Genomic DNA, 25,656 nt, shown 5'->3' with positions numbered 1-25,656 from the left:
TCTTCCCGAACCCGTTCAAACCCCGGCGGCGAGGCTCGCGCGGGAACGGAGGAGCCTATGCGTTTTCCTGCCGCCTCCACCCTCGTCCTCCTCGCAGGATGCAGAAGCGTCACAAGCGCCATCCCACACGCCTCGTCATCCTCGGGCTTGACCCGAGGATCCATGCCGTTGCGGCCTGCGACAGGCACGGCGGCGGGCCGTCTGCACCGCTGCGGCGATGGCGAAAGTCCGGAATGGATCCTCGGGTCAAGCCCGAGGATGACGAAGGGGGAGAAGCGGGAGGCGGAAGCATCGCAAGCGCCGGCCACCTCCCCCTCTCCCCGCAAGCGGGGAGAAGGAGGCTGCCATCCCACATGCCTCGTCATCCTCCGAGAATGACGAAGGGAGCGACGTGGTGAGAATCCATCCCGAGAACCGCAAGCCACCCCTTCCCGCCCCTCCAGAACCGATAAACCTTGTCAGGCCCGCTCATCTCATGAAAGATGCCGGCTTCCATCCCGTTGCGTGAGTTCACCATGAGTGGAAAGTCCGAGCAGACCATGATCGGCGGTGCCAGCGTTCATCCCTTGCCGCGCGCGGCCGACAACGCCGCAAAAGCGCCCGCCGCGCATTCCGGCGCGCTTCCGCGCAATCCCGGCATGCCGCTCGACCTTGCCTGGCTGGAGGCGATGCGGCACATCAACCGCAGCGCGCTGGAGCGCCGCGTCGACACGCTCGGCAAGCGCCGCTCGATCAAGAAGGACCATCAGGCCGCCTGGCTCCTGCGCGCGCTGGCGGTGATGGATCTGACGACGCTTTCCTCCGACGACACGCCCGACCGCGTGCTCAGGCTTTGCGCCAAGGCGCGCAACCCGCTGCGCCCCGACATCATGGCCGGCCTCGGCATCGAGGAGGCGGACATCCACCCGGCAGCCGTCTGCGTCTATCATCCCTTCGTCGCCACCGCCGTGGAGGCGCTGAAGGACACGAACATCCATGTGGCGGCGGTCTCCACCGCCTTCCCGCACGGGCTCGCCCCGCTGCCGACGCGGATCGCCGAGATCCGCGCCTCCGTCGAGGACGGCGCCGACGAGATCGACGTGGTCATTCCGCGCGGCCTGGTGCTTGGCGCCCATTGGGAGGAACTTTATGACGAGATCGTCCAGTTCCGCGAAGCCTGCGGTGCGGCGCATCTGAAGGTGATCCTCGGCACGGGCGACCTCGCCACCCTGCGCAACGTCACCCTCGCCTCGATGGTCGCCATGATGGCCGGCGCGGACTTCATAAAAACCTCGACCGGCAAGGAAAGCGTCAACGCCACCCTGCCCGTCGGCCTGGCCATGGTGCGCTGCATCCGCGCCTATCACGAGCACACGGGCATTCATATCGGCTTCAAGCCGGCCGGCGGCATCTCGACCGCCAAGGCATCGCTCGACTGGCTGGTGCTGATGAACGAGGAACTCGGCCGGCGCTGGCTGGAGCCGGACCTGTTCCGCTTCGGCGCGTCGAGCCTGCTCACCGACATCGAGCGCCAGCTCGAACACCATCTGACCGGGCGCTATTCCGCCGCCCATCGCCATGCCATGGCCTGACCCGGAGAGCCCCGTGACCATTCTCGATCGTTTCAAGGCCATGGATTACGGTCCGGCGCCCGAATCGCGCAGCGAGGCCGACCAATGGCTGGCCGCCCGCGACCTGTCGAAAACGCTGTTCATCGACGGCGATTGGCGCGCGGCGAAATCCGGCGCGCGCTTCACGAGTTTCGAACCCGCAACGGGCGCGGCACTTGCCGAGATTTCCGAAGCCGGCAGCGCGGACGTGGACGATGCGGTCAAGGCGGCGCGCAAAGCCCTGTCCGGCTGGCGCAAACAGACCGGCTATGAGCGCGCCCGCGTGCTTTACGCCATCGGCCGCGCCATGCAGCGCCACGCGCGCCTGTTCGCCGTTCTCGAATCGCTCGACAATGGCAAGCCGATCCGCGAGAGCCGCGACATCGATGTGCCGCTGGCGATCCGCCATTTCATCCATCACGCCGGCTGGGCGCAGACGCTCGACCGCGATTTCCCCGGCTATCAGGCGGCGGGCGTCGTCGGCCAGATCATTCCGTGGAATTTTCCGCTGCTGATGCTCGCCTGGAAGATCGCCCCGGCACTGGCCACCGGCTGCACGGTGGTGCTGAAGCCGGCCGAGTTCACGCCGCTGACGGCGGTCCTCTTCGCCGAGATCTGCGCGCGGGCCGGCGTACCGAAGGGCGTCGTCAATATCGTCCAGGGCGGGCCGGAAGCCGGTGAAGCCATCGTCAACCACCCGGATATCGACAAGATCGCCTTCACCGGCTCCTCGGAAGTGGGCAAGATCATCCGCCGCGCCACGGCCGGCACCGGCAAGAAGATCTCGCTCGAACTCGGCGGCAAGTCGGCCTTCATCGTTTTCGAGGACGCCGATCTCGACAGCGCCGTCGAGGGCCTGGTCGACGGCATCTGGTTCAACCAGGGCCAGGTCTGCTGCGCCGGCTCGCGCCTGCTCATCCAGGAAAGCGTCGCCGAACGCTTCATCGGCAAGGTCAAGGCGCGCATGAGCCATTTGCGGCTCGGCGATCCGCTCGACAAGAACACCGATATCGGCCCGCTGATCGCCCCCTCGCAGCTCGAACGCGTCACGGCGCTGGTGGCCGAGGGCGCGCGGCAGGGCGCGGAATGCTGGCAGCCGGCCTGCGATCTGCCGCAGGGCGGCTATTACCATTTGCCGACGCTCGCCATCGGCGTCGCCCCGTCGAACATCCTGGCACAGGAGGAAGTGTTCGGCCCGGTGCTCGCCACGATGACGTTCCGCACGGCGGACGAAGCGGTGGCGCTGGCCAACAACACACGCTACGGGCTCGCCGCCTCGATCTGGAGCGAGACGATCAACCGGGCGCTGGAAACGGCGCCGAAACTGAAGGCCGGCGTGGTGTGGATCAACGGCACCAACATGTTCGACGCCGCCTGCGGCTTCGGCGGCTATCGCGAAAGCGGGTTCGGGCGCGAGGGCGGCCGCGAGGGCCTGATCGAATATCTCGCCAGGCCGAAACCGAAGGGCGACCACAAGCGCATCGACATGCCGCAGCCCAGGACCGGCAATGGCGTGGGCGGCGTGGGCGGCGTGGGTGGCGCGGGTGGCGCGGGCGGCCTGATCGACCGCACGCCAAAACTGTTCATCGGCGGCAAGCAGGTGCGGCCCGACGGCAATTACGCCCTGCCCGTCACCGACCCGAAGGGGCATCTGGCAGGCGAGGTCGGCGCCGGCAACCGCAAGGACATCCGCAACGCGGTCGCCGCCGCCCGCGCCAGCAAATGGGGCTCGGCCACCGGCTATAACCGCATGCAGGTTCTGTATTTCCTGGCCGAGAACCTCGCCGCCCGCGCCGACGAGTTCGCCCAACGCCTGGCAAGCCTCACCGGCGAGAGCGCGAAGAAGGCGCGTGCCGAGGTCGAGGCCGGCATCGAGTGCCTGTTCGCCGCCGGCGGGCTCGCCGACAAATATGAGGGCCGCGTCCACCAGCCGCCGATGCGGGCGGTCACGCTGGCACTGCACGAGCCGGTCGGCGTCGTCGGCATCGTCGCACCCGACGAGCGGCCGCTGCTTGCGCTGGTGTCATTGCTCGGCCCGGCGCTCGCCATGGGCAATTCCGTCGTTCTCGTGCCGTCGCAGCGCTATCCGCTGATCGCCACCGACCTCTATCAGGTGTTCGAGACGTCCGACCTGCCGGCCGGCAGCGTCAACATCGTCACCGGCGGCAGCGCGGAACTTGCCGCGGTGCTTGCCAAGCATGACGACGTCGATGGGCTGTGGTGCGTCGGCGATGCGGCCTTGTGCGCCACGGTCGAGCGCGAATCGGCCGGCAATCTGAAGCGGGTGTGGACCAATGCCGGACGCGCCGTCGATTGGAGCGATGCGGCGACGCTTTCGGAGGATTTCTTCCGCCGGGCCATCGAGGTGAAGAATGTCTGGGTGCCCTATGGCGATTGAGGATGCGCCTCGGCGTAGAGCCGGGCGAAGCTCATCGCCACATGCGAGCGCCTGATGTGGCCGACGACTTCCAGTTCGCCGCTCTCGATGGCCGCGACGATGTCGGACACCTCATGGCGGAAGAAGCGGATCTCGGCTTCCAGCATGTCCTCGTAGCGGGTCAGCCGCGCCGCGTGCTTCAGCCAGATGCGCGTCGTCTGGTAGTAGAGCCGCTCGGAGAATTCGCGCAGCGGCTCATTGGCCGTCAGCGTCATCAGCAGATGGAAGAAATCCGTGTTGATGCGGGCGAATTCGCGCGCGTCCGGCGCGCCGCGCAGGTGATCGCAGCGCGCCAGAAGCGCACGGAATTCCGCCCGCCGCGCCGCATCCGGCGGCACGGGCGAGAGCTTGCCGACCAGTTCGGCAAGCTCGACGCGCAGTTGATAGACCTGCTGCAGGGAATCGATGTCGATGTCGGTGACGATGGTGCCGACGCCATGCATCGAGCGCAGGAAGCCCTCGTCCTCGAGCCTGGCCAGCACGCGGCGGATCGGCGTGCGGCTGGTCTCGAACTCCTCGGCCAGATCCTCCTCGCGCAGCCGCATGCCGGGCGGATAGTCGAGCATGCAGATGCGTGAGCGCATAAGCGTGTAGATCCGATCGAATCTCGGTCGCGCGTCCCGCTTGCCTGCGCCCTTCATGCCATGCCTCAGCTCAGTTTCCCCAACAGCCGCTCCAGCATAGAGAGGCATTCGGAAAGCTGGTCAAGACCGACGAACTCATCGGCCTTGTGGGCTTGCTCGATGGAGCCCGGCCCGCATATGACGGACGATATGCCCGCCTTCTGGAACAGCCCCGCTTCCGTGCCGAAGGCCACAACCTCGGCCTCGCTGAGGCCGGTCAGCTCGCCGACGATGCGGCGCGCCTCCGATTCCGGGACCGGTTCCAGCCCGTCCACTTCGCCAATCACATGGGTGACGATGTCGGCCTCGGCGAAAACCGCCCGCATGGCCGGGATCAACTCCCGCTCCACATAGGTTTCGATGCCGTGCTTGACGAAATCGGCATCGGGCGCCTGCACGGGGCGCATTTCCCAATCGACCGTGCATTGGCCGGCGATGACATTGTGCGCCACGCCGCCGGCGATGCGGCCGATCTGCAGCGTGGTCCAGGGCGGCCGGAAACGGCTGTCTTCTGGCGCCCTGCCCTTCAGTTCCTCGGCCAGCGCCATCAGCCGGGACATATATCGTACCGCGTATTCGACGGCGTTGACGCCGCGCGCCGGGTCCGAGCCGTGACCTTCCAGGCCGCGAAACTCGGTCGTGTATTCGAAGCAGCCCTTGTGCCCCTCGATGATGCGCATCATGGTCGGCTCGCCGATGATGGCGACAGACGGGCGGATCGCCAGCCGTTCCAGCTCCTCCACCAGCGCGCGGGCGCCGAGACAGCCGACCTCCTCATCGTAGGTGAAGGCGAAGTGCAAGGGCCGCTTGAGATCGGCGGCGGCGAAACGCGGCGCCATCGCCAGGCAGCAGGCGATGAACCCCTTCATGTCGCAGGTGCCGCGGCCGTAGAGCCGGCCGTCGGCCTCGCGCAACACGAACGGATCGCCGGTCCAGTCCTGACCGGCGACCGGCACCACATCGGAATGACCGGACAGGACGATGCCGCCATCGCCTTCCGGCCCCAGCGTGGCGAACAAATTGGCCTTCGTCCCCGTCTCGTCCAGCGTCACCGAAAGATGGGCGCCCAACCCGCTCAGCACCTCGCTGGCATAGGCGATCAGTTCCAGATTGCTGTCGGCCGAAATGGTGGGAAACCCCACCAGATCAGCCAGAATGCGCTTGGTTTCGTCAAGGGATGGCCGGGTTTCGTCAAGGCATGGATAGGCGGTCACGGCGTCAGTCCTTGACGATCAGTTCGCGCGGACGGCGGCAAAGCGCCTCGGCCGGGCCCTCCGGCTTGATGAGGATGCTTTCGGTGATCTCCAGCCCCCAATCGGCCATCCACAGGCCGGGCATGAAGTGAAACGTCATGCCGGCTTCGAGCACGGTGTCGTCCTCGCGGCGCAGCGAAATGGTCCGCTCGCCCCAGTCCGGCGGATAGGAAATGCCGATCGGATAGCCGCAGCGGCCATCGCGCGAAATGCCCGCCTTCTCCAGCGATGTGTAGAGCGCATCGGCGATCTGGCCGGCGCGGTTGCCCGGCCGGGCGATCTCAAGCCCCGCCTCGATGCCCTCGACCAGGGCCTTTTCCGCGTCCAGCATGTGTTGCGGCGGCTTGCCGAGGAACACGGTTCGGCACAAGGGCGCGTGATAGCGCCGGTAGCAGCCGGCGATCTCGAAGAAGGTCGCCTGGCCCTGCTCGAAGCGACGGCCGTCCCAGGTCAGGTGCGGGGCGGCCGCATCCGAGCCGGACGGCAAGAGCGGTACGATGGCCGGGTACTCGCCCCAATCGTCATCGACGCCGCGGATCGCATCGGCATAGATCTCGGCGACCAAATCGTTCTTCTTCATGCCCGGCTCGATGCGCTCGACGATGCCGTCGATCATCTTTTCGGAAATGCGCGCGGCCCGGCGCATGAAGACGATCTCCTCCTCCGACTTCACCGCGCGCTGCCAATTCACCAGCGCGGTCGCATCGACGAAGGTGGCGTCGGGCAATTCCTCCTTCAGAACCAGATAGGCCTTGGCGGAGAAATAGTAGTTTTCCAGTTCGACGCCGATGCGCTTGTTGCCGTAGCCGTAAGCGCGCAGGATCTCGGCCAGATGCTGCATGGGATGCAGCGTGTTGGCCTGCACGAAGTGATCGGGATAACGCAGCACGCGCGCGTCGTCCATGTAGACGGTGCGCACCGCGCCATTGCCGTCCATCGAACGGCCCCACCAGAGCGGCTCCTCGTCCTTCAGGACGATCACACCCTGGTGCACATAGAAGGACCACCCGTCATAACCCGTCAACCAGGCCATGTTGGAGGGATCCTCGACGAACAGGACATCGATTCCCTTGGCCTCCATGGCGGCGCGGGTCTTCTCGAGGCGCGCAACGTATTCCTGCGCGCTGAAGGGCATTTCGATTGCTGGCATATATCCTCCGGATCGGGAAAGCCGGGACCTTTACGGCGCCCGGAAAACAGAACCACACGCGGCATCCTCACCTTGTGTACATCTAATCCATCACCACAAATTCAAGTGACGGAATAGCGCTAAAGCGACATGAAAAGTCGTTGACTTGGTCTCCGCCTGCATGATGTTGTGTACAAATGACCGCACCGGTCAATAATCTCGATCAAATGGAAAAAAATGGGAGACGTCATGAGACGCACGGTTCTGAAAGGTATGGTTGCGCTTGGAGCGATGGCGCTTTCGCTGGGTGCCGCCGCAACATCCGCTTCCGCACAGGATGCACTCGAGCGGGCGAAGGAGTCCGGCTACATCCGCGTCGGCTTCGCCAACGAAGCGCCCTATGGGTTCGCCACGCCGGACGGCAAGCTGACCGGCGAAGCGCCGGAAGTCGCCAAGGCGATTCTCGCCAAGATGGGCATCGAGGAAGTCGATGGCGTGCTGACCGAGTTCGGCTCGCTGATACCGGGCCTCAAGGCCGGCCGCTTCGACATCATCGCCGCCGGCATGTTCATCAATCCGAAGCGCTGCGAGCAGGTGCAGTTCTCCGAGCCGTCCTATGGCATCGGCCAGGCCTTCCTGGTCGCCGACGGCAACCCCAAGAGCATCACCGACTATGCCACGGTGGCCGAGAACAGCGCGTTGAAGCTCGCCGTGATGGCCGGCGCGGTGGAGAAGGGTTACGCGGAGAAGGCCGGCGTCGCCGCCGACCAGCTGGTGATCCTGCCCGACCAGTCCAGCCTGGTCAGCGCCGTCAAGGCCGGACGCGCAGATGCGGCGGCTCTGACCGCCCTTTCCATCGCCGGCATGGCCGACAAGAATGAGGGCGTCGAATCGACCGAACCCTTCGGCGAAGTGGCCGGCGAATCCGTGAAGGGCCATGGCGGCTTCGCCTTCCGTCCCGAAGACAAGGCGCTCTACGAGGAATTCAACAAGAACCTCAAGGAGTTCGTCGGCTCGGAAGAGCATATCGCGCTCGTCACCCCATTCGGTTTCGGCGAAGGCTATCTGCCGAACAAGACAACCGAAGAGCTTTGCGCCGAGCAATAGAACACCGGCGGTGTGTCGGCCGGACTTTCCGGCCGACACGCTGGAATACCGGCACGTTAGAGTAACGGAGGGGACGGCATGCAGCTTCGCCCGCTTGCGATCTGTGCCATCGTGTTCTTTACGGCGGGCCTCGCCATCGCCAGTTTTGCCAATTTCAGGGAATTCATCCCGGGCCTGTTGCAGGGCGCGTGGATCACCGTGCAGATCACCATCGGCGGCTGCATCGTCGCGGTGATCGCAGCACTTCTGGCGGCCATCGCCAAGATGTACGGCCCCGCCCCGCTGCGCTGGCTGGCGGTGGCCTATATCGAATTGTTTCGCGGCACATCGGCGCTGGTGCAGCTGTTCTGGCTGTTCTTCGTCCTGCCGCATTTCGGCATCGTGCTCGAACCGATGAGCGTCGCCATTGCAGCGCTCGGCCTGAATGTCGGCGCCTATGGCGCGGAAGTGGTGCGCGGAGCGATCACCGCCGTGCCGCGCGGCCAATGGGAGGCGTCCGTCGCGCTCAACATGCCGCGCAAGCTGGCGCTCCGCCGCATCATCCTGCCGCAGGCGTTCGCCGCGATGATCCCGCCCTGGGGCAATCTGTTCATCGAACTGTTGAAGGCGACGGCGCTCGTTTCGCTGATCACCATTTCCGACCTCGCCTTCAAGGCCCAGCAGATGAACCAGACGACCTTCCGCACCGTCGAGATATTCTCCATCGTGCTCGTCATGTATCTCGCCATCTCGATCGTCATCACGGTCGGCATGCGCACGCTCGAAACTTTTGCCGCGCGCGGCATGGCACGCGGGAGATAGGCCATGTTCTGGGATTGGTCCTATGTCTGGGAGATCATGCCGACGCTGCTGCGCGCCTCGGTGGTGACCATCCAGGCGACGCTGCTCGGATTCGTGCTCGCGGCCGTGCTCGGCCTCGTCATGGCGATCCTGCGCATGTCGAAATCGCAATGGATCAGCGTGCCGACGGCCGCCGTCATCGAATTCATCCGCTCGACGCCGCTGCTGATCCAGATCTTCTTCATCTTCTTCGTGTTTCCCGAGTTCGGCATTGTCCTGCCGGCGCTGACCGCCGGTGTCATCGCGCTCGGCCTGCATTATGGCGCCTATTGCTCGGAGGTTTATCGGGCCGGGCTTGAAAGCGTGCCGCGCGGGCAATGGGAGGCGTCCATCGCGCTCAATCTCAGCCCCTACATCACCTTTCGCGACATCATCATTCCGCAGGCCATTCCGCCCGTGGTGCCGGCGCTCGGCAATTATCTCGTGGCGCTGTTCAAGGAGACACCGCTCCTGTCGGCCATTGCCGTGCTCGAACTGATGCAGACGGCGAAAATCCTCGGCTCGGAGAATTTTCGCTATGTGGAGCCGATCACGCTGGTCGGCGCCTTCTTCCTTGTCATGAGCCTGGTGGCTTCCGTGTTCATCCGCCAGGTCGAAAGCACCCTCAACCGCAGCCTGCGCAACCCCGGAGGCGGACAATGACGACCCCGATGGTCAAATTCGACAATGTAACCAAGCGCTATGGCTCGCTGACGGTTCTCGATTCGCTCAATCTGGAGATCGCCGCCAATGAAAAGGTGGCGATCATCGGCCCGTCGGGCTCGGGCAAGACGACCGTGCTGCGCATGCTGATGACGCTGGAGCGCATCAATGACGGGGTCATCCATGTCGATGGCGAGCCGATGACGCATATGGAGAGGAATGGTGCTCTGGTGCCGGCCGACGAGCGCCATTTGCGCCGCGTGCGCGGCAATATCGGCATGGTTTTCCAGCATTTCAACCTGTTCCCGCATATGTCGGCCCTGAAGAACTGCATGGAAGCGCCGATCCATGTGCTCGGCATGCCGCGAAGAGAGGCCGAGGAGCGCGCCGCCGAACTGCTCGACATGGTCGGCCTTGGCGACAAGAAGAACCATTATCCGAGCCAGCTTTCCGGCGGCCAGCAGCAGCGCGTGGCGATTGCCCGGGCGCTGGCCATGCGGCCAAAGGTGATGCTGTTCGACGAAGTGACGTCGGCGCTCGACCCGGAGCTTGTCGGAGAGGTGCTGCAGGTCATCCGCAAGCTCGCCAAGGAGCACAGCCTGACCATGCTGATGGTCACCCACCAGATGGGCTTCGCCAGGGAATTCGCCGACCGGGTCTGCTTCTTCCACTCGGGCAAGATCGCCGAACAGGGCGCGCCGGACAAAATCTTCAACGATCCGCAGGAAGAACGAACGCGCCAGTTCCTGAGCGCCGTTCTGGAAGCTGGCTGAGACCATGACGTCATTGACCCTTGCCAATGTTCTGGCGGCCCGCCGGAGGATTTCTGGTGTGGCGACGCTCGACACGCCGCTCGTCCCCTCGCCCTATCTCAGCCGGCTTTGCGGCGGTGATTTCCTGCTGAAACTGGAGATCGGCCAGGCGACCGGCGCCTTCAAATTGCGCGGGGCGGCGAACGCCGTCCTCAACCTGCCTGCCGACGCGCCGGGCGTCACCTGCTGCTCGACCGGCAATCATGGCCGGGCCATCGCCTTCGCCGCCAGGGCGCGCGGCCTGAAGGCCGTCGTCTGCATGTCGAAACTGGTGCCGCAGGCCAAGGTGGACGGCATTCGCGCGCTGGGCGCCGAGGCCCGCATCATCGGTGAAAGCCAGGATGACGCGCAGTTCGAAAGCCGGCGCCTGGCTGACCAGGACGGCTTCTGCGAGGTCTCGCCCTTCGACGATCCTCATGTGATCGCCGGCCAGGGCACGATCGGGCTCGAACTTCTGCAACAGCGCCCCGATCTCGAAACCGTGCTCATTCCGTTGTCCGGCGGCGGGCTTGCCGGGGGTATCGCCGCGACGGTCAAGCAGATCAAACCGTCCATCCGCGTCATCGGCATCACCATGGACCGGGGCGCGGCCATGCATGAATCCGTCAAGGCGGGCCATCCCGTGCCGGTGACGGAGGTGGCGAGCCTGGCCGATTCGCTCGGCGGCGGCATCGGCGCGGAAAACCGGCACTCCTTCGCGCTGTGCCAAAAATATCTGGACGACATCGTGCTCGTGACCGAGGACGAGATATACTGTGCCATGCAGGCGCATTACTTCGAGGACCGTCTGGTCTGCGAGGGCGCCAGCGCGGTGGGGGCCGCCGCCCTCATCGCCGGCAAACTCGGCAAGACGCTCGGCCCGACGGCCAGCATCATCACCGGCCGCAATGTCGACATGACGGTGTTCACCGATATCGTGTCGGGCCGCGACGTGAGGCTCGGCGCCATGATGCTCAAAGGAAAACCCCATGCTGCATGACATTCTCGTCCTCACCGAAGCCGAGCTGAAACGCGCCGTCAAACTCGACCTCGAGGCGATCGGCGTGGTCGAGAGCGCCTTTGCGGCGCTGGCCGGCGGCCAGGTGGTGATGCCGCCGATCCTGTCCATGGAGATCGCCGAGGCGAATGCCGAGGTGGATGTGAAGACCGCCTATATTCCCGGCTTCGACGGCTTCGCCATCAAGGTCAGCCCCGGCTTCTTCGACAATCCGAAGATCGGCCTGCCGAGCCTCAACGGGCTGATGATCCTGTTCTCGGCGAAAACCGGCCTAGTGGAAGCGCTGCTGCTCGACAATGGCTTCCTGACCGATGTGCGCACGGCATCGGCCGGCGCCGTCGCCGCCCGCCACCTGGCCCCATCGACCGTGACCACGGCGGGTGTCATGGGCACCGGCTTGCAGGCCCGGCTGCAGATGTTCGCGGCGCATCAGGTGCGGCCGTTCGAACAGGTGCTGGTCTGGGGGCGCGATGCCGCGAAGGCGGAAGCCTGCGCAACCGACATCGCCAAGGAACTGGGCATAGAGGCGAAAGCGGAAAGCGATCCGGCGCGGCTCGTGGCGCAAAGCCAGCTGGTTGTCACCACCACGCCGGCGCGCCAGCCGATCCTGAAAGCGGAATGGCTGCATCCGGGCCTGCACATCACCGCCATGGGCTCCGACCAGGAAGGCAAGAACGAGGTCGAGCCTGCAGCGCTTGCCCGCGCCGATCTCTACGTCGCCGACCGGGTCAGCCAGTGCGAGAAGCTGGGCGAACTGGCCTCGGCCATCGCCGCCGGCGTCTGGGCGGGCGGCACGCCGCCGGAACTGGGCGCGATCGTCACGGGCGCAAGGGCCGGCCGCACCGATGACAGCCAGATCACCATTTGCGACCTGACGGGCACCGGGGCGCAAGATACGGCAATCGCCACTTTTGCGCGGCAACGGGCCTTGACAGCGGGAGCCGGCACGACGATCCAGAGCTGACCATGCTGAAGCTCGACGACCGCGACATCAAGATCCTCGCCATCCTGCAGAAGGAGGGCCGCATTTCCAAGGCGGCGCTGGCCGAGCGGGTCAACCTCACTCCCGCGCCCTGCTGGGAAAGGCTGAAGCGGCTGGAGAAGGCCGGCATCATCACCGGCTACCGGGCCGAGATCGCGCTTTCGAAGGTCATGCCCTACATCGCCGTGTTCATGGCGGCGGAGCTGGAAGGCCATCGCGCCGAGGATTTCCAGCGTTTTGAGCGCAGCGTACAGACAATCGACGAGATTACCGGCTGCTGGGCGGTGGGCGGCGGCTTCGACTACATCCTGCAGATCATCGCCCGCGACATCGATGCCTATCAGCGGCTGGTGGACCAGCTTCTGGAGGCGCGCGTCGGGCTGGCGCGCTATTTCACCTACATCGTCACCAAACCGGTCAAGCAGCCGGGCGCCCTGCCGATGGAACTGTTGTGCCCGACGCAGAAGGAATAGCGGGCGGCGGGCGGCAACTTCGAACGAAACGTTTGCCGCAGGGCGTCGCTTCTGCGGAAAATTTGCCGCCTCGCGGCGTATTCTCAAGGCAATCCAGTTGGGAAATTCGCCTTGGGAGTGAGCCGATGTCCGCATTCGCAGCCCTGCAGAAAACCTCGCTTTCGGGTCTCGCCGACCCGCGCCTGTTTCGCGAGTATGCCTATGCCGACGGTCAGTGGATCGCCGCGCCGGGCGACCCGGTGATCGATGTCCTCAATCCCGCCGACGGGACGCGCATCGGCTGCGTGCCGGCGCTTTCTTCCGAGCAGGCCGAGGCGACGATTGCCGCCGCGCATGCGGCGTTTCCGGCCTGGGCCGCCTTGCTGCCGCAGGAGCGGGCGCGTCTGCTGATGGCGTGGCATGAACTGATCGTCGCGGCAAAAGAAGACCTGGCGCATCTGATGGTGCTGGAACAGGGCAAGCCCATTTCCGAGGCGCGCGGCGAGATCGACTATGCCGCCTCCTTCGTCTCGTTCTACGCCGAAGAGGCCAAGCGCGTCGCCATCGAAAGCGTGACCTCGCACCTGCCGCATGCGGACATGCAAGTCTGGCGCGAGCCGGTGGGCGTTGCAGCCCTCGTCACGCCGTGGAACTTCCCTTGCGCCATGCTGACGCGCAAGGCGGCGGCGGCGCTGGCCGCCGGCTGCACCGTGGTGGCGCACCCCTCCTCCGAAACGCCGTTCTCGGCGCTGGCGCTGGCGGAACTCGCCGAGCGGGCCGGCCTTCCCGCCGGCGTCTTCAACGTGCTGACCGGCAAGGCCGCCGATGTGGTTGGCGCGATGACGGCCTCGCGCCATGTACGCGCCCTCTCCTTCACCGGCTCCACCGAGATCGGCCGCCTGCTCTACGCGCAGTCCGCGCCGACGGTGAAGCGGCTGGTGATGGAGCTCGGCGGGCACGCGCCGTTCATCGCCTTCGCCGATTGCGACATGGAACGGGCGGTGGACAGCGCCATGTCGGCGAAGTTCGCCACCTCGGGCCAGGATTGCCTGGCGGCCAACCGCTTCTACATCGAGCGCCCCATCTACGATGCCTTCATCGCCGCCTTTGCGCGCCGCGTCGAGGCGCTGAGCGTCGGCGCCGGCCTGACCGATCCCGACATCGGCCCGCTGATCCATGATCGCGCCGTGGCCAAGCAGAAGGAGCAGGTAACCGACGCATTGGGAAAAGGCGCGCGGCTTGTGACAGGCGGCACGAAAGCCTCGCTCGGGCCGAACTACTTCATGCCGACCGTGCTTGCCGATGTGCCGGAAACCGCGCTGATCTTCCGCGAGGAAACGTTCGGCCCCATCGCCGGATTCGCGCCGTTCGACAGCGAGGACGAGGTGCTCGAGAAGGCCAACGAGACCGAGACCGGCCTTGCCGCCTACCTGCACACAGGCGATCCCGGCCGCATCGCACGGCTTTCGCGCGGACTGGAGTTCGGCATGGTGGCCGTCAACCGGACGAAGATCACCGGCGCGCCGATCCAGTTCGGCGGGGTGAAACAGGCCGGCCTCGGCCGCGAGGGCTCCAGGCATGGGCTCGAAGCCTTCACCAACATCAAATATGTCTGCCGCGACACAAATTAGGCTGAGGCGCGCGTGTTCGATAACCCTTTCAACGATACGGAATTGAGCGGTCGGCTGGCGGCGGTGCGCGGCGAAATGGCCGCGCGCCAGCTCGACATGGCGCTGCTTTCGACGCCGGAAAACATCTTCTACCTCACCGGTCTCGACCATTGGGGCTATTTCGCGCCGCATCTGCTGATGGTGCCCATCGAGGGCGAAATGATCCTCGTCACGCGGCAGATGGAGCGCGTGTCGATCGAGAAGCAGGTGCGCAACGCGCTGTTCCAGGGGCATGGCGACCACGAGACGGCCGCCGACCTGGCCGTGCGGGTGCTGAAGGATTCCTTCGTTGCCAGGGACCGCTCGCGCGCCGTGCTCGAGACCGTCGTCGAGCAGATCGAGGAGCAGACCGACGAGGGCGCCATCAGGATCGGCATCGAGACCTGGTCGTCGGGCCATTCCTACGGCTTCGGCAATGCGCTTCGCGAAAGCTTGGACACGGTCGAGTGGGTCGACGTCACCGACATGGTCGATCGGCTGCGGCTGGTCAAATCGCCGGCGGAACAGGCGCTGATGCGCAAGGCGGCGGCCGTCTCCGATGCGGCGGCTGCGGCGGCAATCGCCATGATTGCCGAGGGAGCGGCCGAACGCGACGTGGTGGCGGAATGTCACGCGGCGATGATCCGCGCCGGCGGCGAGGCGCCGGGCTTCGGCCCGTTCATCCGGCCTGGCCCACGGCTCGGCGAGGAGCACGCCACCTGGGGCAACGATACCTATCGCCGCGACGAGCCGGTGTTCATCGAACTGTCCGGCTGTGTCAGCCGCTATCATGCGCCGCTTGGAAGGCTCGTCCATGTGGGTGCGATCCGCGACGAGGACGCGCGCATGGCCGAGACGGCGATGGCTGCTTTCCGCGCCGTCATCGCCGCCTTGCGGCCAGGCGCCCGGGCGCGCGACGTCTACGCCGCCTGGCAGGCGGTGGCCGACGATGCGGGGCTGGCGCATTACCGCCGCCACCATTGCGGCTATTGCGTCGGCATCGGCTTCCCGCCCTCCTGGACCGGCGGCAACCGGGTGACCGGCCTGCGCCACGACAGCGACCTCGAAATCCGCGAGGGCATGAGTTTTCACATTCTTTCCTGGCTGATGGGAACGGGCAAAGGCGACTTCTTCCTCTCCAACGCGGTGCTTCTTAGCCCCGATGGAGCGGAAGTGCTGACCCGCACTCCCAACGGCCCAACCATTCGATAGGAGGCAGACATGCTGTTGAAGAACGACCAGCTCGACCAGTGGGACCGGGAGAATTTCTTCCACCCCTCGACCCATCTCGCCCAGCACGCGCGCGGCGAAACACCGACCCGCATCGTCACCGGAGGCAAGGGCGTCCACATCGAGGACCGCGACGGCAACAGGCTGCTCGACGCCTTCGCCGGCCTCTACTGCGTCAATGTCGGCTACGGCCGCACCGAGATCGCCGACGCCATCGCCGAGCAGGCGAAGGAGCTCGCCTACTACCACGCCTATGTCGGGCACGGCACGGAAGCCTCCATCCGCCTTTCCAAGATGATCCTCGACCGGGCGCCGGACAACATGTCGAAGGTCTATTTCGGCCTTGGCGGCTCGGACGCCAACGAGACCAACGTCAAGCTGATCTGGTACTACAACAACATCCTCGGCCGGCCGGAGAAGAAGAAGATCATCTCGCGCTGGCGCGGCTATCACGGCTCGGGCCTGATGACCGGCTCGCTAACCGGCCTCGAACTGTTCCACAAGAAGTTCGACCTGCCGCTGGCCAACGTTCTGCATACGGAAGCGCCCTACTATTACCGCCGCCCGGACCTTGCCATGAGCGAAGAGGATTTCTCCGCCCATTGCGCGGCCGCGCTGGAAGCCATGATCGAGCGCGAGGGCGCCGACACCATCGCCGCCTTCATCGGCGAGCCGGTGCTCGGCACGGGCGGCATCGTGCCGCCGCCGGCCGGTTACTGGCAGGCAATCCAGAAAGTGCTCAAGAAGCACGACATCCTGCTCGTCGCCGACGAGGTGGTGACAGGTTTCGGCCGGCTCGGCTCGATGTTCGGATCGTTGCACTACGACATCGAGGCAGACCTGATCACCATCGCCAAGGGCCTGACCTCGGCCTATGCGCCGCTGTCGGGGTCCATCGTCGGCAAGAAGATGTGGGAGGTGCTGGAGCGCGGCACGGACGAAAACGGCCCGATCGGCCATGGCTGGACCTATTCGGCGCACCCGATCGGCGCGGCCGCCGGCATCGCCAATCTGGAGCTGGTGGACAAATTGGGCCTGGTCAAGAATTCCACGGAAACCGGCGGTTATCTGGTCAACGCCATGCGCGATGCCCTGGGCGATCATGCCCATGTCGGCGAAGTGCGCGGCGAAGGCATGTTGTGCGCCGTTGAATTCGTCGAGGACAAGGACACACGCCGCTTCTTTGATGCATCGAAGAAGATCGGCCCGCAAATGGCGGCTGCCCTGCTCGAACAGGGCGTCATCGGCCGCGCGATGCCGCAGGGCGATATTCTAGGCTTCGCGCCGCCGCTGTGCCTGACCCGGGAAGAAGCCGACGTGGTGGTCGACGCCGCGGTGACGGCTGCGAAAACGGTCTTCAAGGGCTGATCCGCTGACTTGGGCAGGCTGGGCCTTGCCCTGAAAAATGAATTCGGCCATGTCTCTGCGCATTGTTATGTCGGAGAGCTTCATGGCCGAATTCGTGTTCCCCCCAGCAGCCCAGCCTTCCGTTGCCGTCGCCGGCACGGAGGCACGCTTTCCCGTCCGGCGCATCTTCTGCGTCGGGCGAAACTACGCGGCGCATGCGCGCGAAATGGGCAAGGATCCGGATCGCGAGCCGCCGTTCTTCTTCACCAAGCCGGCCGACAGCATCGTCGACGACGGCGTGACGATCCCCTACCCGACGCTGACCAGGGACCTGCATCACGAGATCGAGCTGGTCGTCGCCATCGGCAAGGGTGGTCGCAACATTGCGCTTGGTTCAGCGCTCGACCACGTCTTCGGCTATGCGGTCGGCATCGACCTGACGCGCCGCGACCTGCAAAGCGAGGCCAAGGAGATGGGCCGCCCCTGGGACTGGGGCAAGGCATTCGACCAGTCGGCCCCCTGCGGCGCGATCGCCCCGGTCGACGCGACCGGACATCCCGAAAGCGGCCGCATCTGGCTCAAGGTCAATGGCGAAACGCGCCAGGAGGGCGATCTGGCGGAGCTGATCTGGCCGGTGGCCGACGTGATCTCCATCTGCAGCCGCGCAATGGCGCTTCAGCCGGGCGACCTGATCTACACCGGAACGCCGGCCGGCGTCGGCGCGGTGCAGCCCGGCGATCGCCTGGACGGCGGCATCGACGGCATCGGCACGATCTCCATCACCATCGGTGAAGCAATCGCATAACAAAGCGAAGTCGTCCGGCGATTGCTTTCAGGCGGCGTGGTCATCGAGGATCAGCAGGACGATGGTTTCGGCGGCGAGCGCCGGCGTCTCCTCGCCTTCGATCTCCACCTCGCTGTGATGGCGAACCAGAAGACGCCCCGGAGCCTTTTCCTCGACGCCGCTCAAGCTGGCACGCAGCCGCACGCGGGCGCCGGCCTTGACCGGCGCCAGGAAACGCAGCTTGTCGAGACCGTAATTGATGACCGTGCCCAGATGCACGGGCCAGGCGCCGCTGTCGTAGGAGAGGCTGGATAAAAGCGACAGCGTCAGAAAGCCGTGCGCGACAGGAACGCCGAACGGGCTTTCGCGCCGCGCCCGCACGCGGTCGACGTGAATCCACTGGTGGTCATTGGTGCAATCGGCAAAGCCGTCGATCATCGATTGGTCGACCTCGACCCATTGGGAAATCGTCGTCGCCGCACCGATTTTCTGTTCCAGAACATGTGCGTTCACGGGGTTCGCCTTTCTGTCGCATGAGTTGTCAGGTGGAATCACCCGACGCCGTATTTCGGCATCTCAGTCCGTTCAAACGCCGCTTCGCGGCTCGTTGGCCGTTCCCCATGGCGCGGCGAATATTGTGCATTGCAGCAGAATTGGCAAGAACGAAGGCGACAAGCGCAACCATCGGTTGCTATCAGGTGGAAAATGGCGCTGACATAAAGTTGAATGTTTTTATCAGATTTTTTATCGGCGAACTCTGGAATTATTCTAAACGATAGGCCATAGTGCATGACAGTTACGCGAGAGGATCGTTATGCGGCTTACCAGACAGACCAATTATGCCATCAGAATCCTGATGTACTGCTCGGCCAATGAAGGCCGCTTAAGCCGGATATCGGATATCGCGGAAGCCTATACGCTGTCCGACCTGTTTCTGTTCAAGATCCTGCAACCGCTTGTGGAGCATGGTTTTGTGGAAACGGTGCGCGGCCGGCACGGCGGCGTGCGGCTGGCCAAGCCCGCCGAGGCGATCTCGCTTTTCGACGTGGTGCGGGTCACCGAGGACAATTTCGCCATGGCGGAATGTTTCGAGAATGACGCCGCCGACTGCCCGCTGGTGGAAAGCTGCGGGCTGAACGCGGCGTTGCGCCAGGCGTTGAACGCCTTTTTCGAGGTTCTGGCCGGTTATACGATTCGCGATCTGGTGGACGCCAAGCCCGACATGCGCAACCTGCTCGGCATCGACGATCTGCCGGTCCGCGTGGCAGCCAACTGACACACCAACGCGCGCCTGGATCGGTTCACCGTTTCATGGAAACGCTGCCCCGCTCTATCTCTCTGTTTTTGCGCAATCCCGGACGGAAAACGGGTTCTCACTTTTCCTGGAGTTGCTTCAGATCTCCGCCGATTGCGGCAAGACGAATGGCATACCGCCTGCCGGTAGCGCGCTTACCCTGATCCGGCATTCGAACACATCCGAAACCAGATTGTCCGTCAGAACCTCGGCCACCGGCCCGGCAGCGACAAGGCTGCCATGGTGCATCATGGCGACATGGTCGGCAAAGCGCGCCGTCAGGTTCAGATCATGCAGGATGGCGATCACGCCGCCGCCGGCCGCGGCGAATTCGGCGGCGATGTTCATGATGATCAGCTGATGCTTGATGTCGAGGCTCGAAACCGGCTCGTCGAGGAGCAGATAGCGCGGCCTGCCGTCCAGCACCGGCCGCCACACCTGGCAGAGCACGCGGGCGAGCTGGACACGCTGCTGCTCACCGCCTGACAGCTCCTGATAGAACCGACCGGCAAAGCCGGCCAGGTCGACACGCGCCAAGGCCCGCTCCGGCAATTGGGCGGTTTCATCGTCCCTCGCGCCCGAACGGCCGCTCATCAGGCCGAGCTTGACGATCTCACGCACGGTGTAGGGAAACGACAGGGCTGTCGATTGAGGCAGAACGGCGCGGTGAACGGCCGCCTGCCAGGGTTTCATCGCCGTCAGCGCCACGCCGTTGATGCGGATGTCGCCGGTAAAGGCCAGATCGCCCGCCAGCGCCTTCAGCAAGGTCGTCTTGCCGGAGCCGTTCGGCCCGACAATTGCCGTAACCTGTCCCGGCTGCGCCGTCAGGTGAACATCCGAGAGGATGGCACGCCGGCCGATCCGGACGGCGAGATGGCGGGTTTCGATCGACATCACAGATCCAGCAAGCCGCGCTGGCGCAGCAATATCCAGAGGAAGAAGGGCGCACCGATGGCCGCCGTGACGATGCCGATGGGCAATTCGGCGGGCGCCACCACCATGCGGCTGATGGCGTCGGCGACCAGCAGCAGGCACGCGCCGAGCAGGGCGGACGCCGGCAGCAGGTAGCGGTGCTCGGGGCCGATGGTCAGGCGCAGGAGATGCGGCACGACAATGCCGATGAAGCCGATCCCGCCGGCAACGGCGACCGAAGCGCCGGTTGCCGCCGCCACCGCGACGATCGCCGCGTTCTTGACGCGTTGCACGGGAATGCCGAGATGGTTGGCGGCCGCCTCGCCCAAAACCATGCCGTCGAGCCCGCGCGCCAGGAAGGGCGTGGCCAGAAGCGCCGCGGCGATGATCGGCCCTGCCGCCCAGATCTTGCTCCAGGTCGAGCCGGCAAGCGAACCCAGCCCCCAGAAGGTCAGGTCGCGCAATTGCTGGTCATCGGCCAGATAGACGAGGACGCCGGAAAACGCGCCGGCCATGGCGGCAAGCGCGATGCCGGCGAGCAGCATGGTGGCGATCGAGGTCTGGCCGCGCCGCGTGGCCACGCGGTAGAGGAGCATCGTCGTCGCCAGGCCGCCGCAGAAAGCGGCCAGCGGCAAGGCGTAAATGCCCAGCAGGCCGACCACGGGGCCAAGCACCGTGCCGCCCAGAACGATCACCGTGATGGCGCCGAGACCGGCGCCCGAGGCGACGCCGACAATGCCGGGGTCGGCAAGCGGATTGCGGAACAGGCCCTGCATCACCGCGCCGGAGACGGCCAGCGCCGCCCCCACCAGGCTGCCCAGCACGATGCGCGGCAGGCGGATGTCCTGGATAATCACGCGATCGCGCTGCGACAGCACATCGGCGCCGGCGCCGCCGGGCCGCAGCCAGTCATGGACGACGTCCCAGAGCGAGGCATCCGACGCACCCGATCCGAGGCTGATCGCGCACAAGACGCAATAGAGTCCCACCAGGAGCAGGATGGCGATGCGGGCGCGTGTCGTGCGGTCGCCCTCCGCATTGATCAAACGTCCGGCTGGTGCCGGATCGGTCTGCTCGCCTAACGCCATTTCAATCAGTCGCCGTTTTGGTTTCTGCCAGCATTGCCGACAGGTCCCGCACCGCACTGGCAGTGCGCGGGCCGAAGCCGAGCAGATAGGCCCCGTCCATGCGCAGAAGCGTCCGGCTTTTGCCGGCGGGCGTGCCGGCGGGCGTGCCGGCGATGGCCGGATGCGCAAACAGTTCATCCTCGGCAATGCCGGTGCCGCCGCCGCGCTCCATCATCAAGATGACGTCCGGCTGCGCCATCATCACCGCTTCTTCCGAAACCTGGCGGTATCCGGGAAAGGCGCTCATGGCATTGGTGCCGCCGGCCATGCGGACGACGCCGTCGGCCGCGGTGCCGCTGCCGGCGGCCAGGATGCGCCCGCCCTGCATGCTGAGGATGAACAGCACGCGCTTGCCACCCGACATCGCCTTGGCGGCGTCTTCCGCCGCCTGCAGATCCGCATCGACCTTGCCGGCGAGCTTCTCCGCTTTCGCCGCCACGCCCAGCGCCGCGCCCGTGATGCGGATCTTGCGCAAGATGGCTTCGCGGTCGTAGCCTTCAGGCACCAGGATCAGCGGCACGGTGGCCTTTTCCAGAACACTCATCGTCGCCGGCGGCCCGCTGCCTTCGGCCGCCAGCACGGCGCTGGGACCGACCGACAGGACACCCTCGGGCGACAGGGCCCGCATATATCCCACATCGGGCAAGGCGCCGGCGGCTTCGGGATAGGTGCTCGTGGTGTCGCGGGCGATCAGCCGGTCCTCCTCGCCCAATGCATAGACGATCTCGGTGATCGCCCCGCCAATGCTCACCAGACGCGACGCATCGGGAAACCGCTCGAGAGACTGGGCAACAGCGGACCGCGGCGCCACCCCGGCAAAGAAACCGATGGCGCAGACGGCAAACAGGACGCGCGCAAGGCGGATGGGCCGGCGATCACGGTGAATCGGCACGATGCTGCTCCTCATGCCATTTGAGGCTGGGACAAGGACGGCAGCCGTTCGACCATCAAACGCCAGTCGGGCCGTTCGTCATGTCCTTCGTGCCGCTCGCCGAAGAACTGGGCGATCAGTTCCCCATCGGCCCCGTAGGCCTCGATCGAGGTGACGTGCCCCTCCTTGGTCGGCTTGCGCACGGCCCACAATTCGCTGACATGGTCGGTGCGCAGATGCAGGTTGAAGGTCGGATCGAGAACGTTGATCCACGGCCCCATCGGCTTGACCGTGTGGATCGTGCCGGTGTGTATCTGGATGCATCCATTGCTGCCGACGAAGCACATGATCGGCACTTCGTCACGGACCGCCTGATAGAGCATCGCCGTCAGCGCGTCATTCTCCAGCCGCCAGGCATAGTCCTGCCCGATCAGATGAACGGCCTGGTGACGGGTCAATTTCAGCTTGCGCAGGATGTTGAAAAGCTGGTGCACGTCGGTCATCGCGCTCCAGCGTTCGCGCAGAATCTCGGCGGGTGGCAACGCGTCGACCGTCTCCTCTGCCACAGGCTTGACCCGGCCGACCGTGATCGGCGCATTCTGATCGGGCGAAACGAGCTCTTCGACCAGTGCCTGATAGGCGGCAAGGTCCGATTGCGGGCGCAGATGCACCTTGTGGACGGCGTCGCCCAGATGATCGAAGAACTGCAGGCTGCGGCGCACCGCGTCAGTCTCCTCGTCGCGCTTCTCGACGGCAAAGCCGAAGGCCCAGCGCGAGGGGAAAATGCGCAAGTCGATGTCGGCGCCGAGGACGAGGGCGTGCTCGGGGCCGGTCATCGATTTTTCGTAGACGCCGATCTTTTCGTGCACGGCGCTGGCATTGCGTGTCAGGGCCATGACCACACCGACCGCTTCCAGGGACGGCAGAAGATCGGCGACGCGCGGCTCGATGCGCGTGACGCCGTGGCCGACATGGGCGGCCAGCAGTTCGGCCTCGGAAATGCCGATCTGCGCGGCCAGGTCGCGCTCGCGCATCTTCGGGTTCTCGCTCCTGGCGCGCCTGATCCCCTCAGGCGCGCGTATTGCTTGAATGTTCATTCCTCATCCCTGTCCTACTTGTTCAAGATCAGCTTTCCCTGGCGCGTGATCTTGAGACGGTAATAGGCACCATGATGCTCTATCCCGATCTCGCGACGTCCGCCGAACAGGTCGATGCTGGAAATGGTGCGGTCGGGCGCGCCCCCTGCGTGGGCACCCGTCCACTGCTGCATGTCGGCCTGCCCCGTAGGGTCGATGGACAAATATGTCTTCATGGAGAACCCCTCCTCTTTGTTCGGCTCGCATCGGCTGGCGCGACAGTGCATTTTCGTATTCCGCTTTCTTGACTTTCATTATCATATTTTATAGCCACCGCAATACCGGAGTGGAATTCTCAAGAAAAAATTCTTAGCCGGTTCACAATCGGCAAGCCAGCGCCAGTCGATCTGTTCTCTTCTGTTTTGTGGGGAAAGTTGTAATGTTTAGGCATATAGCGCGCAGGAACACTTTGCTGCTTTGCGGCACTGCGCTGGTACCATTGCTGCTGTCTGATTTTTCCAACGCGCAGGAAGCAGACGCGCTTCCAAAACGCGTTGAATCTCAAAATGATAATACGACTCTTGATCGAATCACCGTCGTCAGCCGCACCGGCAAGACGCCAATCGAAACGATGGCCTCGGTCAGCCAGGTAAGCGGCGAGCAGCTCGCCCGCCGCATGGCCGCGACGCCGAGCGACATCCTGTTCGGCGTGCCGGGCGTCAGCATCTACGCCAATGGCCGGCCTTCGGTGACCAACGTCAACATTCGCGGCTTGCAGGACGCCGGGCGCGTTTCGGTGATCGTCGACGGGGCGCGGCAGAATTTTCACAAATCGGGACATGAAGTGTCGCGCATGTTCTGGCTCGATCCGGAACTCGTCAAGCAGGTGGACGTCATTCGCGGCCCGAGCGCCAACACGTTCGGCTCAGGCGCAATCGGCGGCGTCGTCTATTTCGAGACGAAGGGCGCCGAGGATTTCCTGCGCGATGACGAAACCTATGCGCTGTCCACCACGGGGCGCTACGAATCGAACGGTCCCGGCTGGACGACGAGCGCCACGGGCGCGCTGCGCTTCAACGAAAACGCCTCCATCCTGGGCAACATCGTCTGGCGGGATTTCGGCGACTACAAGGATGGCGGCGGCACGCGCGTCGATTATTCCAGTTTCGATGTTCTGAGCGGGCATCTGAAGGGCACCATCAAGCCGACCGAATTCAGCGAGTTGACGCTTGGCTGGACCGGGTCCAAGAATGAATGGTCGAGCACCGCCACCCTCGACAACACGTTGAAGAGCAACGCCTTCACCGGCGCCTTCAAGATCACCGACGCCGAGGAGAAGTGGCTCAACCTCAACATCAAGGGCGCCGTCAACTCGATGGACCTGCGGGAGGTTCAGGCCGGCGCCGCGACGGAATACGATCTGCGCACATCGAGCCTGGACGTCTGGAACACATCTTATTTCGACACAGGCGCGATCGGGCATGAGCTGACCGTCGGCGGCGACTGGATCTATGACGACTTCACCTCAAAGACCGCGTCCGGCGGATCCAATTTCTTCAACCCGAACGGCAAGAGAACCATCTGGGGCGGCTATGTCCAGGACAAGCTCCGCTATGAGTGGCTCGAGGTGGTTGCCGGACTGCGCTACGACGCCTACGACCTCGAAGGAACGAAGAAAAGCACCGGAAACCGCCTGTCGCCGCGCATCTCCGTCGGCGTCTCTCCCTTCAGCGAAGGGTTTCTCCAGGGATTGCAGGTCTACGGCTCCTATTCGGAAGGATATCGCGCGCCGACCACCGCCGAAGCCTTCATCAGCGGAATCCATCCAGGCGGCGCACCGTTCCCGTTCCTGCCCAATCCCGACCTGAAGCCGGAAACCGGCAAGACCTGGGAAGCCGGCGTGAACTACAGGGCGGAGGGCCTGATGAGGGCGGATGACAGGTTGCGCATCAAGGCGGCGTATTTCCACAACGATGTGGATGACTACATCACGTTCGCCAGCGTCAATGTGGCGCCTGGAACGCCATGTTCCTTCTCTCCGATGGGCTTCTGCATGCAGAACCAGAACATCCAATCGGCTGAAATCCACGGCTTCGAGTTGGAGAGCCATTACGATGCCGGCCGGTATTTCGGCGGCATCAGCGTTTCTATCATCGACGGAGAGGAGATCGGTCTTGACGGCAAGCGCAGCGATCTGAAGCGCATTCCCGCCGCCAGCGTGACCCTCGACGGCGGAATGCGTTTCCTGGAGAAACGCCTGACGCTCGGCGGGGAGGTTCAGTTCAACAAGGCGCCCAAGGGGTCGACATTCGCCGAGGACTACACGCTGGTGAACCTCTACGCCAACTATCAGGCGACCGAGAATCTGCGCTTCGATTTCCGCGTCGATAACCTCCTCGACGAGAAATACATGCTGCCGATGGCCGACATCTCCGGCGGCAAATACAACCAGCCCGGCCTCACCGTGAAGGTCGGCGCAACCATGCGCCTGGGAGGCTGAGCG

Annotated in this window: 24 protein-coding genes; 15 read left to right on the top strand and 9 right to left on the bottom strand. The window is 64.8% G+C overall.

All coding sequences use genetic code 11. From position 1 onward, the window contains the following. Positions 1 to 539: 539 nt before the first annotated feature. Positions 540 to 1,571, top strand: coding sequence for a deoxyribose-phosphate aldolase (gene deoC, locus AB843_RS16605; protein ID WP_162230645.1), 1,032 nt, complete (start codon positions 540 to 542; stop codon positions 1,569 to 1,571). 13 nt (positions 1,572 to 1,584) lie between these two features. Beyond that, positions 1,585 to 3,987 carry an aldehyde dehydrogenase family protein gene (locus AB843_RS16600; RefSeq protein ID WP_048647975.1) on the top strand — a complete coding sequence of 801 codons (2,403 nt, stop codon included), beginning with the start codon at positions 1,585 to 1,587 and terminating at the stop codon, positions 3,985 to 3,987. On the opposite strand, the gene AB843_RS16595 is transcribed toward AB843_RS16600, so the two are convergent. The 3 genes from AB843_RS16595 to doeA all read right to left on the bottom strand — a co-directional run bounded on the left by AB843_RS16595 (position 3,975) and on the right by doeA (position 7,052). After that, positions 3,975 to 4,610: a GntR family transcriptional regulator gene (locus AB843_RS16595; RefSeq protein WP_244468007.1), complete on the bottom strand. Its 636-nt coding sequence runs from the start codon at positions 4,608 to 4,610 to the stop codon at positions 3,975 to 3,977. The genes AB843_RS16600 and AB843_RS16595 overlap by 13 nt on opposite strands. A gap of 65 nt (positions 4,611 to 4,675) precedes the next feature. Further along, positions 4,676 to 5,863, bottom strand: coding sequence for an acetylornithine deacetylase (argE, locus tag AB843_RS16590; RefSeq protein WP_048647973.1), 1,188 nt, complete (start codon positions 5,861 to 5,863; stop codon positions 4,676 to 4,678). A 4-nt stretch (positions 5,864 to 5,867) separates the two neighbouring features. Beyond that, a complete protein-coding gene (gene doeA / locus AB843_RS16585) occupies positions 5,868 to 7,052 on the bottom strand; it encodes an ectoine hydrolase DoeA (RefSeq protein ID WP_048647972.1) in 1,185 nt (394 codons plus the stop codon). Positions 7,053 to 7,280: 228 nt separating this feature from the next. Here doeA and ehuB point away from each other — a divergent pair, with 228 nt between their 5' ends. The 11 genes from ehuB (at position 7,281) to AB843_RS16530 (ending at position 17,894) form a co-directional block, all read left to right on the top strand. Next, positions 7,281 to 8,138: an ectoine/hydroxyectoine ABC transporter substrate-binding protein EhuB gene (gene ehuB, locus AB843_RS16580; protein WP_244468006.1), complete on the top strand. Its 858-nt coding sequence runs from the start codon at positions 7,281 to 7,283 to the stop codon at positions 8,136 to 8,138. 78 nt (positions 8,139 to 8,216) lie between these two features. Further along, positions 8,217 to 8,939: an ectoine/hydroxyectoine ABC transporter permease subunit EhuC gene (gene ehuC, locus AB843_RS16575; protein ID WP_082143871.1), complete on the top strand. Its 723-nt coding sequence runs from the start codon at positions 8,217 to 8,219 to the stop codon at positions 8,937 to 8,939. A 3-nt stretch (positions 8,940 to 8,942) separates the two neighbouring features. Further along, positions 8,943 to 9,620: an ectoine/hydroxyectoine ABC transporter permease subunit EhuD gene (gene ehuD / locus AB843_RS16570; RefSeq protein WP_048647971.1), complete on the top strand. Its 678-nt coding sequence runs from the start codon at positions 8,943 to 8,945 to the stop codon at positions 9,618 to 9,620. Beyond that, positions 9,617 to 10,393: an ectoine/hydroxyectoine ABC transporter ATP-binding protein EhuA gene (ehuA, locus tag AB843_RS16565; protein ID WP_048647970.1), complete on the top strand. Its 777-nt coding sequence runs from the start codon at positions 9,617 to 9,619 to the stop codon at positions 10,391 to 10,393. The genes ehuD and ehuA overlap by 4 nt, the downstream gene beginning before the upstream one ends. A gap of 4 nt (positions 10,394 to 10,397) precedes the next feature. Further along, entirely contained in the window at positions 10,398 to 11,411 is a 1,014-nt protein-coding gene (gene eutB, locus AB843_RS16560; protein WP_048647969.1) for a hydroxyectoine utilization dehydratase EutB, read from the top strand. Further along, positions 11,401 to 12,393 (top strand): cyclodeaminase, encoded by a 993-nt coding sequence (locus AB843_RS16555; protein WP_048647968.1) that lies wholly within the window; start codon positions 11,401 to 11,403, stop codon positions 12,391 to 12,393. The genes eutB and AB843_RS16555 overlap by 11 nt, the downstream gene beginning before the upstream one ends. A gap of 2 nt (positions 12,394 to 12,395) precedes the next feature. Then, positions 12,396 to 12,884, top strand: a complete 489-nt coding sequence (locus AB843_RS16550) for an Lrp/AsnC family transcriptional regulator (protein ID WP_206412900.1) — start codon at positions 12,396 to 12,398, stop codon at positions 12,882 to 12,884. 125 nt (positions 12,885 to 13,009) lie between these two features. Further along, positions 13,010 to 14,494 (top strand): NAD-dependent succinate-semialdehyde dehydrogenase, encoded by a 1,485-nt coding sequence (locus AB843_RS16545; protein ID WP_048647967.1) that lies wholly within the window; start codon positions 13,010 to 13,012, stop codon positions 14,492 to 14,494. 12 nt (positions 14,495 to 14,506) lie between these two features. Continuing rightward, positions 14,507 to 15,724 carry a M24 family metallopeptidase gene (locus AB843_RS16540; protein WP_048647966.1) on the top strand — a complete coding sequence of 406 codons (1,218 nt, stop codon included), beginning with the start codon at positions 14,507 to 14,509 and terminating at the stop codon, positions 15,722 to 15,724. A 12-nt stretch (positions 15,725 to 15,736) separates the two neighbouring features. After that, positions 15,737 to 17,110: an aspartate aminotransferase family protein gene (locus AB843_RS16535; RefSeq protein ID WP_048648004.1), complete on the top strand. Its 1,374-nt coding sequence runs from the start codon at positions 15,737 to 15,739 to the stop codon at positions 17,108 to 17,110. Positions 17,111 to 17,192: 82 nt separating this feature from the next. Then, the gene (locus AB843_RS16530; RefSeq protein WP_048648003.1) at positions 17,193 to 17,894 is read left to right on the top strand and encodes a fumarylacetoacetate hydrolase family protein; all 702 of its coding nucleotides are present in this window, start codon (positions 17,193 to 17,195) and stop codon (positions 17,892 to 17,894) included. 27 nt (positions 17,895 to 17,921) lie between these two features. Here AB843_RS16530 and AB843_RS16525 read toward each other — a convergent pair whose 3' ends face one another. Continuing rightward, positions 17,922 to 18,386, bottom strand: coding sequence for a MaoC family dehydratase (locus AB843_RS16525; RefSeq protein WP_048647965.1), 465 nt, complete (start codon positions 18,384 to 18,386; stop codon positions 17,922 to 17,924). 301 nt (positions 18,387 to 18,687) lie between these two features. Between AB843_RS16525 and rirA the strand changes: the two genes are divergently transcribed. After that, positions 18,688 to 19,149 carry an iron-responsive transcriptional regulator RirA gene (gene rirA / locus AB843_RS16520; protein ID WP_048647964.1) on the top strand — a complete coding sequence of 154 codons (462 nt, stop codon included), beginning with the start codon at positions 18,688 to 18,690 and terminating at the stop codon, positions 19,147 to 19,149. A 117-nt stretch (positions 19,150 to 19,266) separates the two neighbouring features. Here the strand turns inward: rirA and AB843_RS16515 are convergent, their stop codons facing one another. The 5 genes from AB843_RS16515 to hemP are packed head-to-tail and all read right to left on the bottom strand — an operon-like array spanning position 19,267 to position 23,347. Beyond that, a complete protein-coding gene (locus AB843_RS16515; RefSeq protein ID WP_048647963.1) occupies positions 19,267 to 20,061 on the bottom strand; it encodes a heme ABC transporter ATP-binding protein in 795 nt (264 codons plus the stop codon). Then, complete coding sequence (locus tag AB843_RS16510; protein WP_048647962.1) at positions 20,061 to 21,167, bottom strand: FecCD family ABC transporter permease; 1,107 nt, start codon at positions 21,165 to 21,167, stop codon at positions 20,061 to 20,063. The genes AB843_RS16515 and AB843_RS16510 overlap by 1 nt, the downstream gene beginning before the upstream one ends. Before the next feature lies 1 nt (position 21,168). Then, positions 21,169 to 22,113, bottom strand: coding sequence for a heme/hemin ABC transporter substrate-binding protein (locus tag AB843_RS16505; protein WP_048647961.1), 945 nt, complete (start codon positions 22,111 to 22,113; stop codon positions 21,169 to 21,171). Continuing rightward, positions 22,110 to 23,174 (bottom strand): hemin-degrading factor, encoded by a 1,065-nt coding sequence (locus tag AB843_RS16500; protein ID WP_048647960.1) that lies wholly within the window; start codon positions 23,172 to 23,174, stop codon positions 22,110 to 22,112. The genes AB843_RS16505 and AB843_RS16500 overlap by 4 nt, the downstream gene beginning before the upstream one ends. Positions 23,175 to 23,188: 14 nt before the next feature. Continuing rightward, positions 23,189 to 23,347 (bottom strand): hemin uptake protein HemP, encoded by a 159-nt coding sequence (hemP, locus tag AB843_RS16495; protein WP_048648002.1) that lies wholly within the window; start codon positions 23,345 to 23,347, stop codon positions 23,189 to 23,191. Between the two features lie 245 nt (positions 23,348 to 23,592). Between hemP and AB843_RS16490 the strand changes: the two genes are divergently transcribed. Further along, positions 23,593 to 25,653 (top strand): TonB-dependent receptor domain-containing protein, encoded by a 2,061-nt coding sequence (locus AB843_RS16490; RefSeq protein ID WP_048647959.1) that lies wholly within the window; start codon positions 23,593 to 23,595, stop codon positions 25,651 to 25,653. The last annotated feature ends 3 nt before the right edge of the window (positions 25,654 to 25,656 follow it).

The organism is Nitratireductor soli, from assembly GCF_001050155.1.
GTDB lineage: Bacteria > Pseudomonadota > Alphaproteobacteria > Rhizobiales > Rhizobiaceae > Nitratireductor > Nitratireductor soli.
This window is presented reverse-complemented; position numbering and strand designations above follow the sequence as displayed.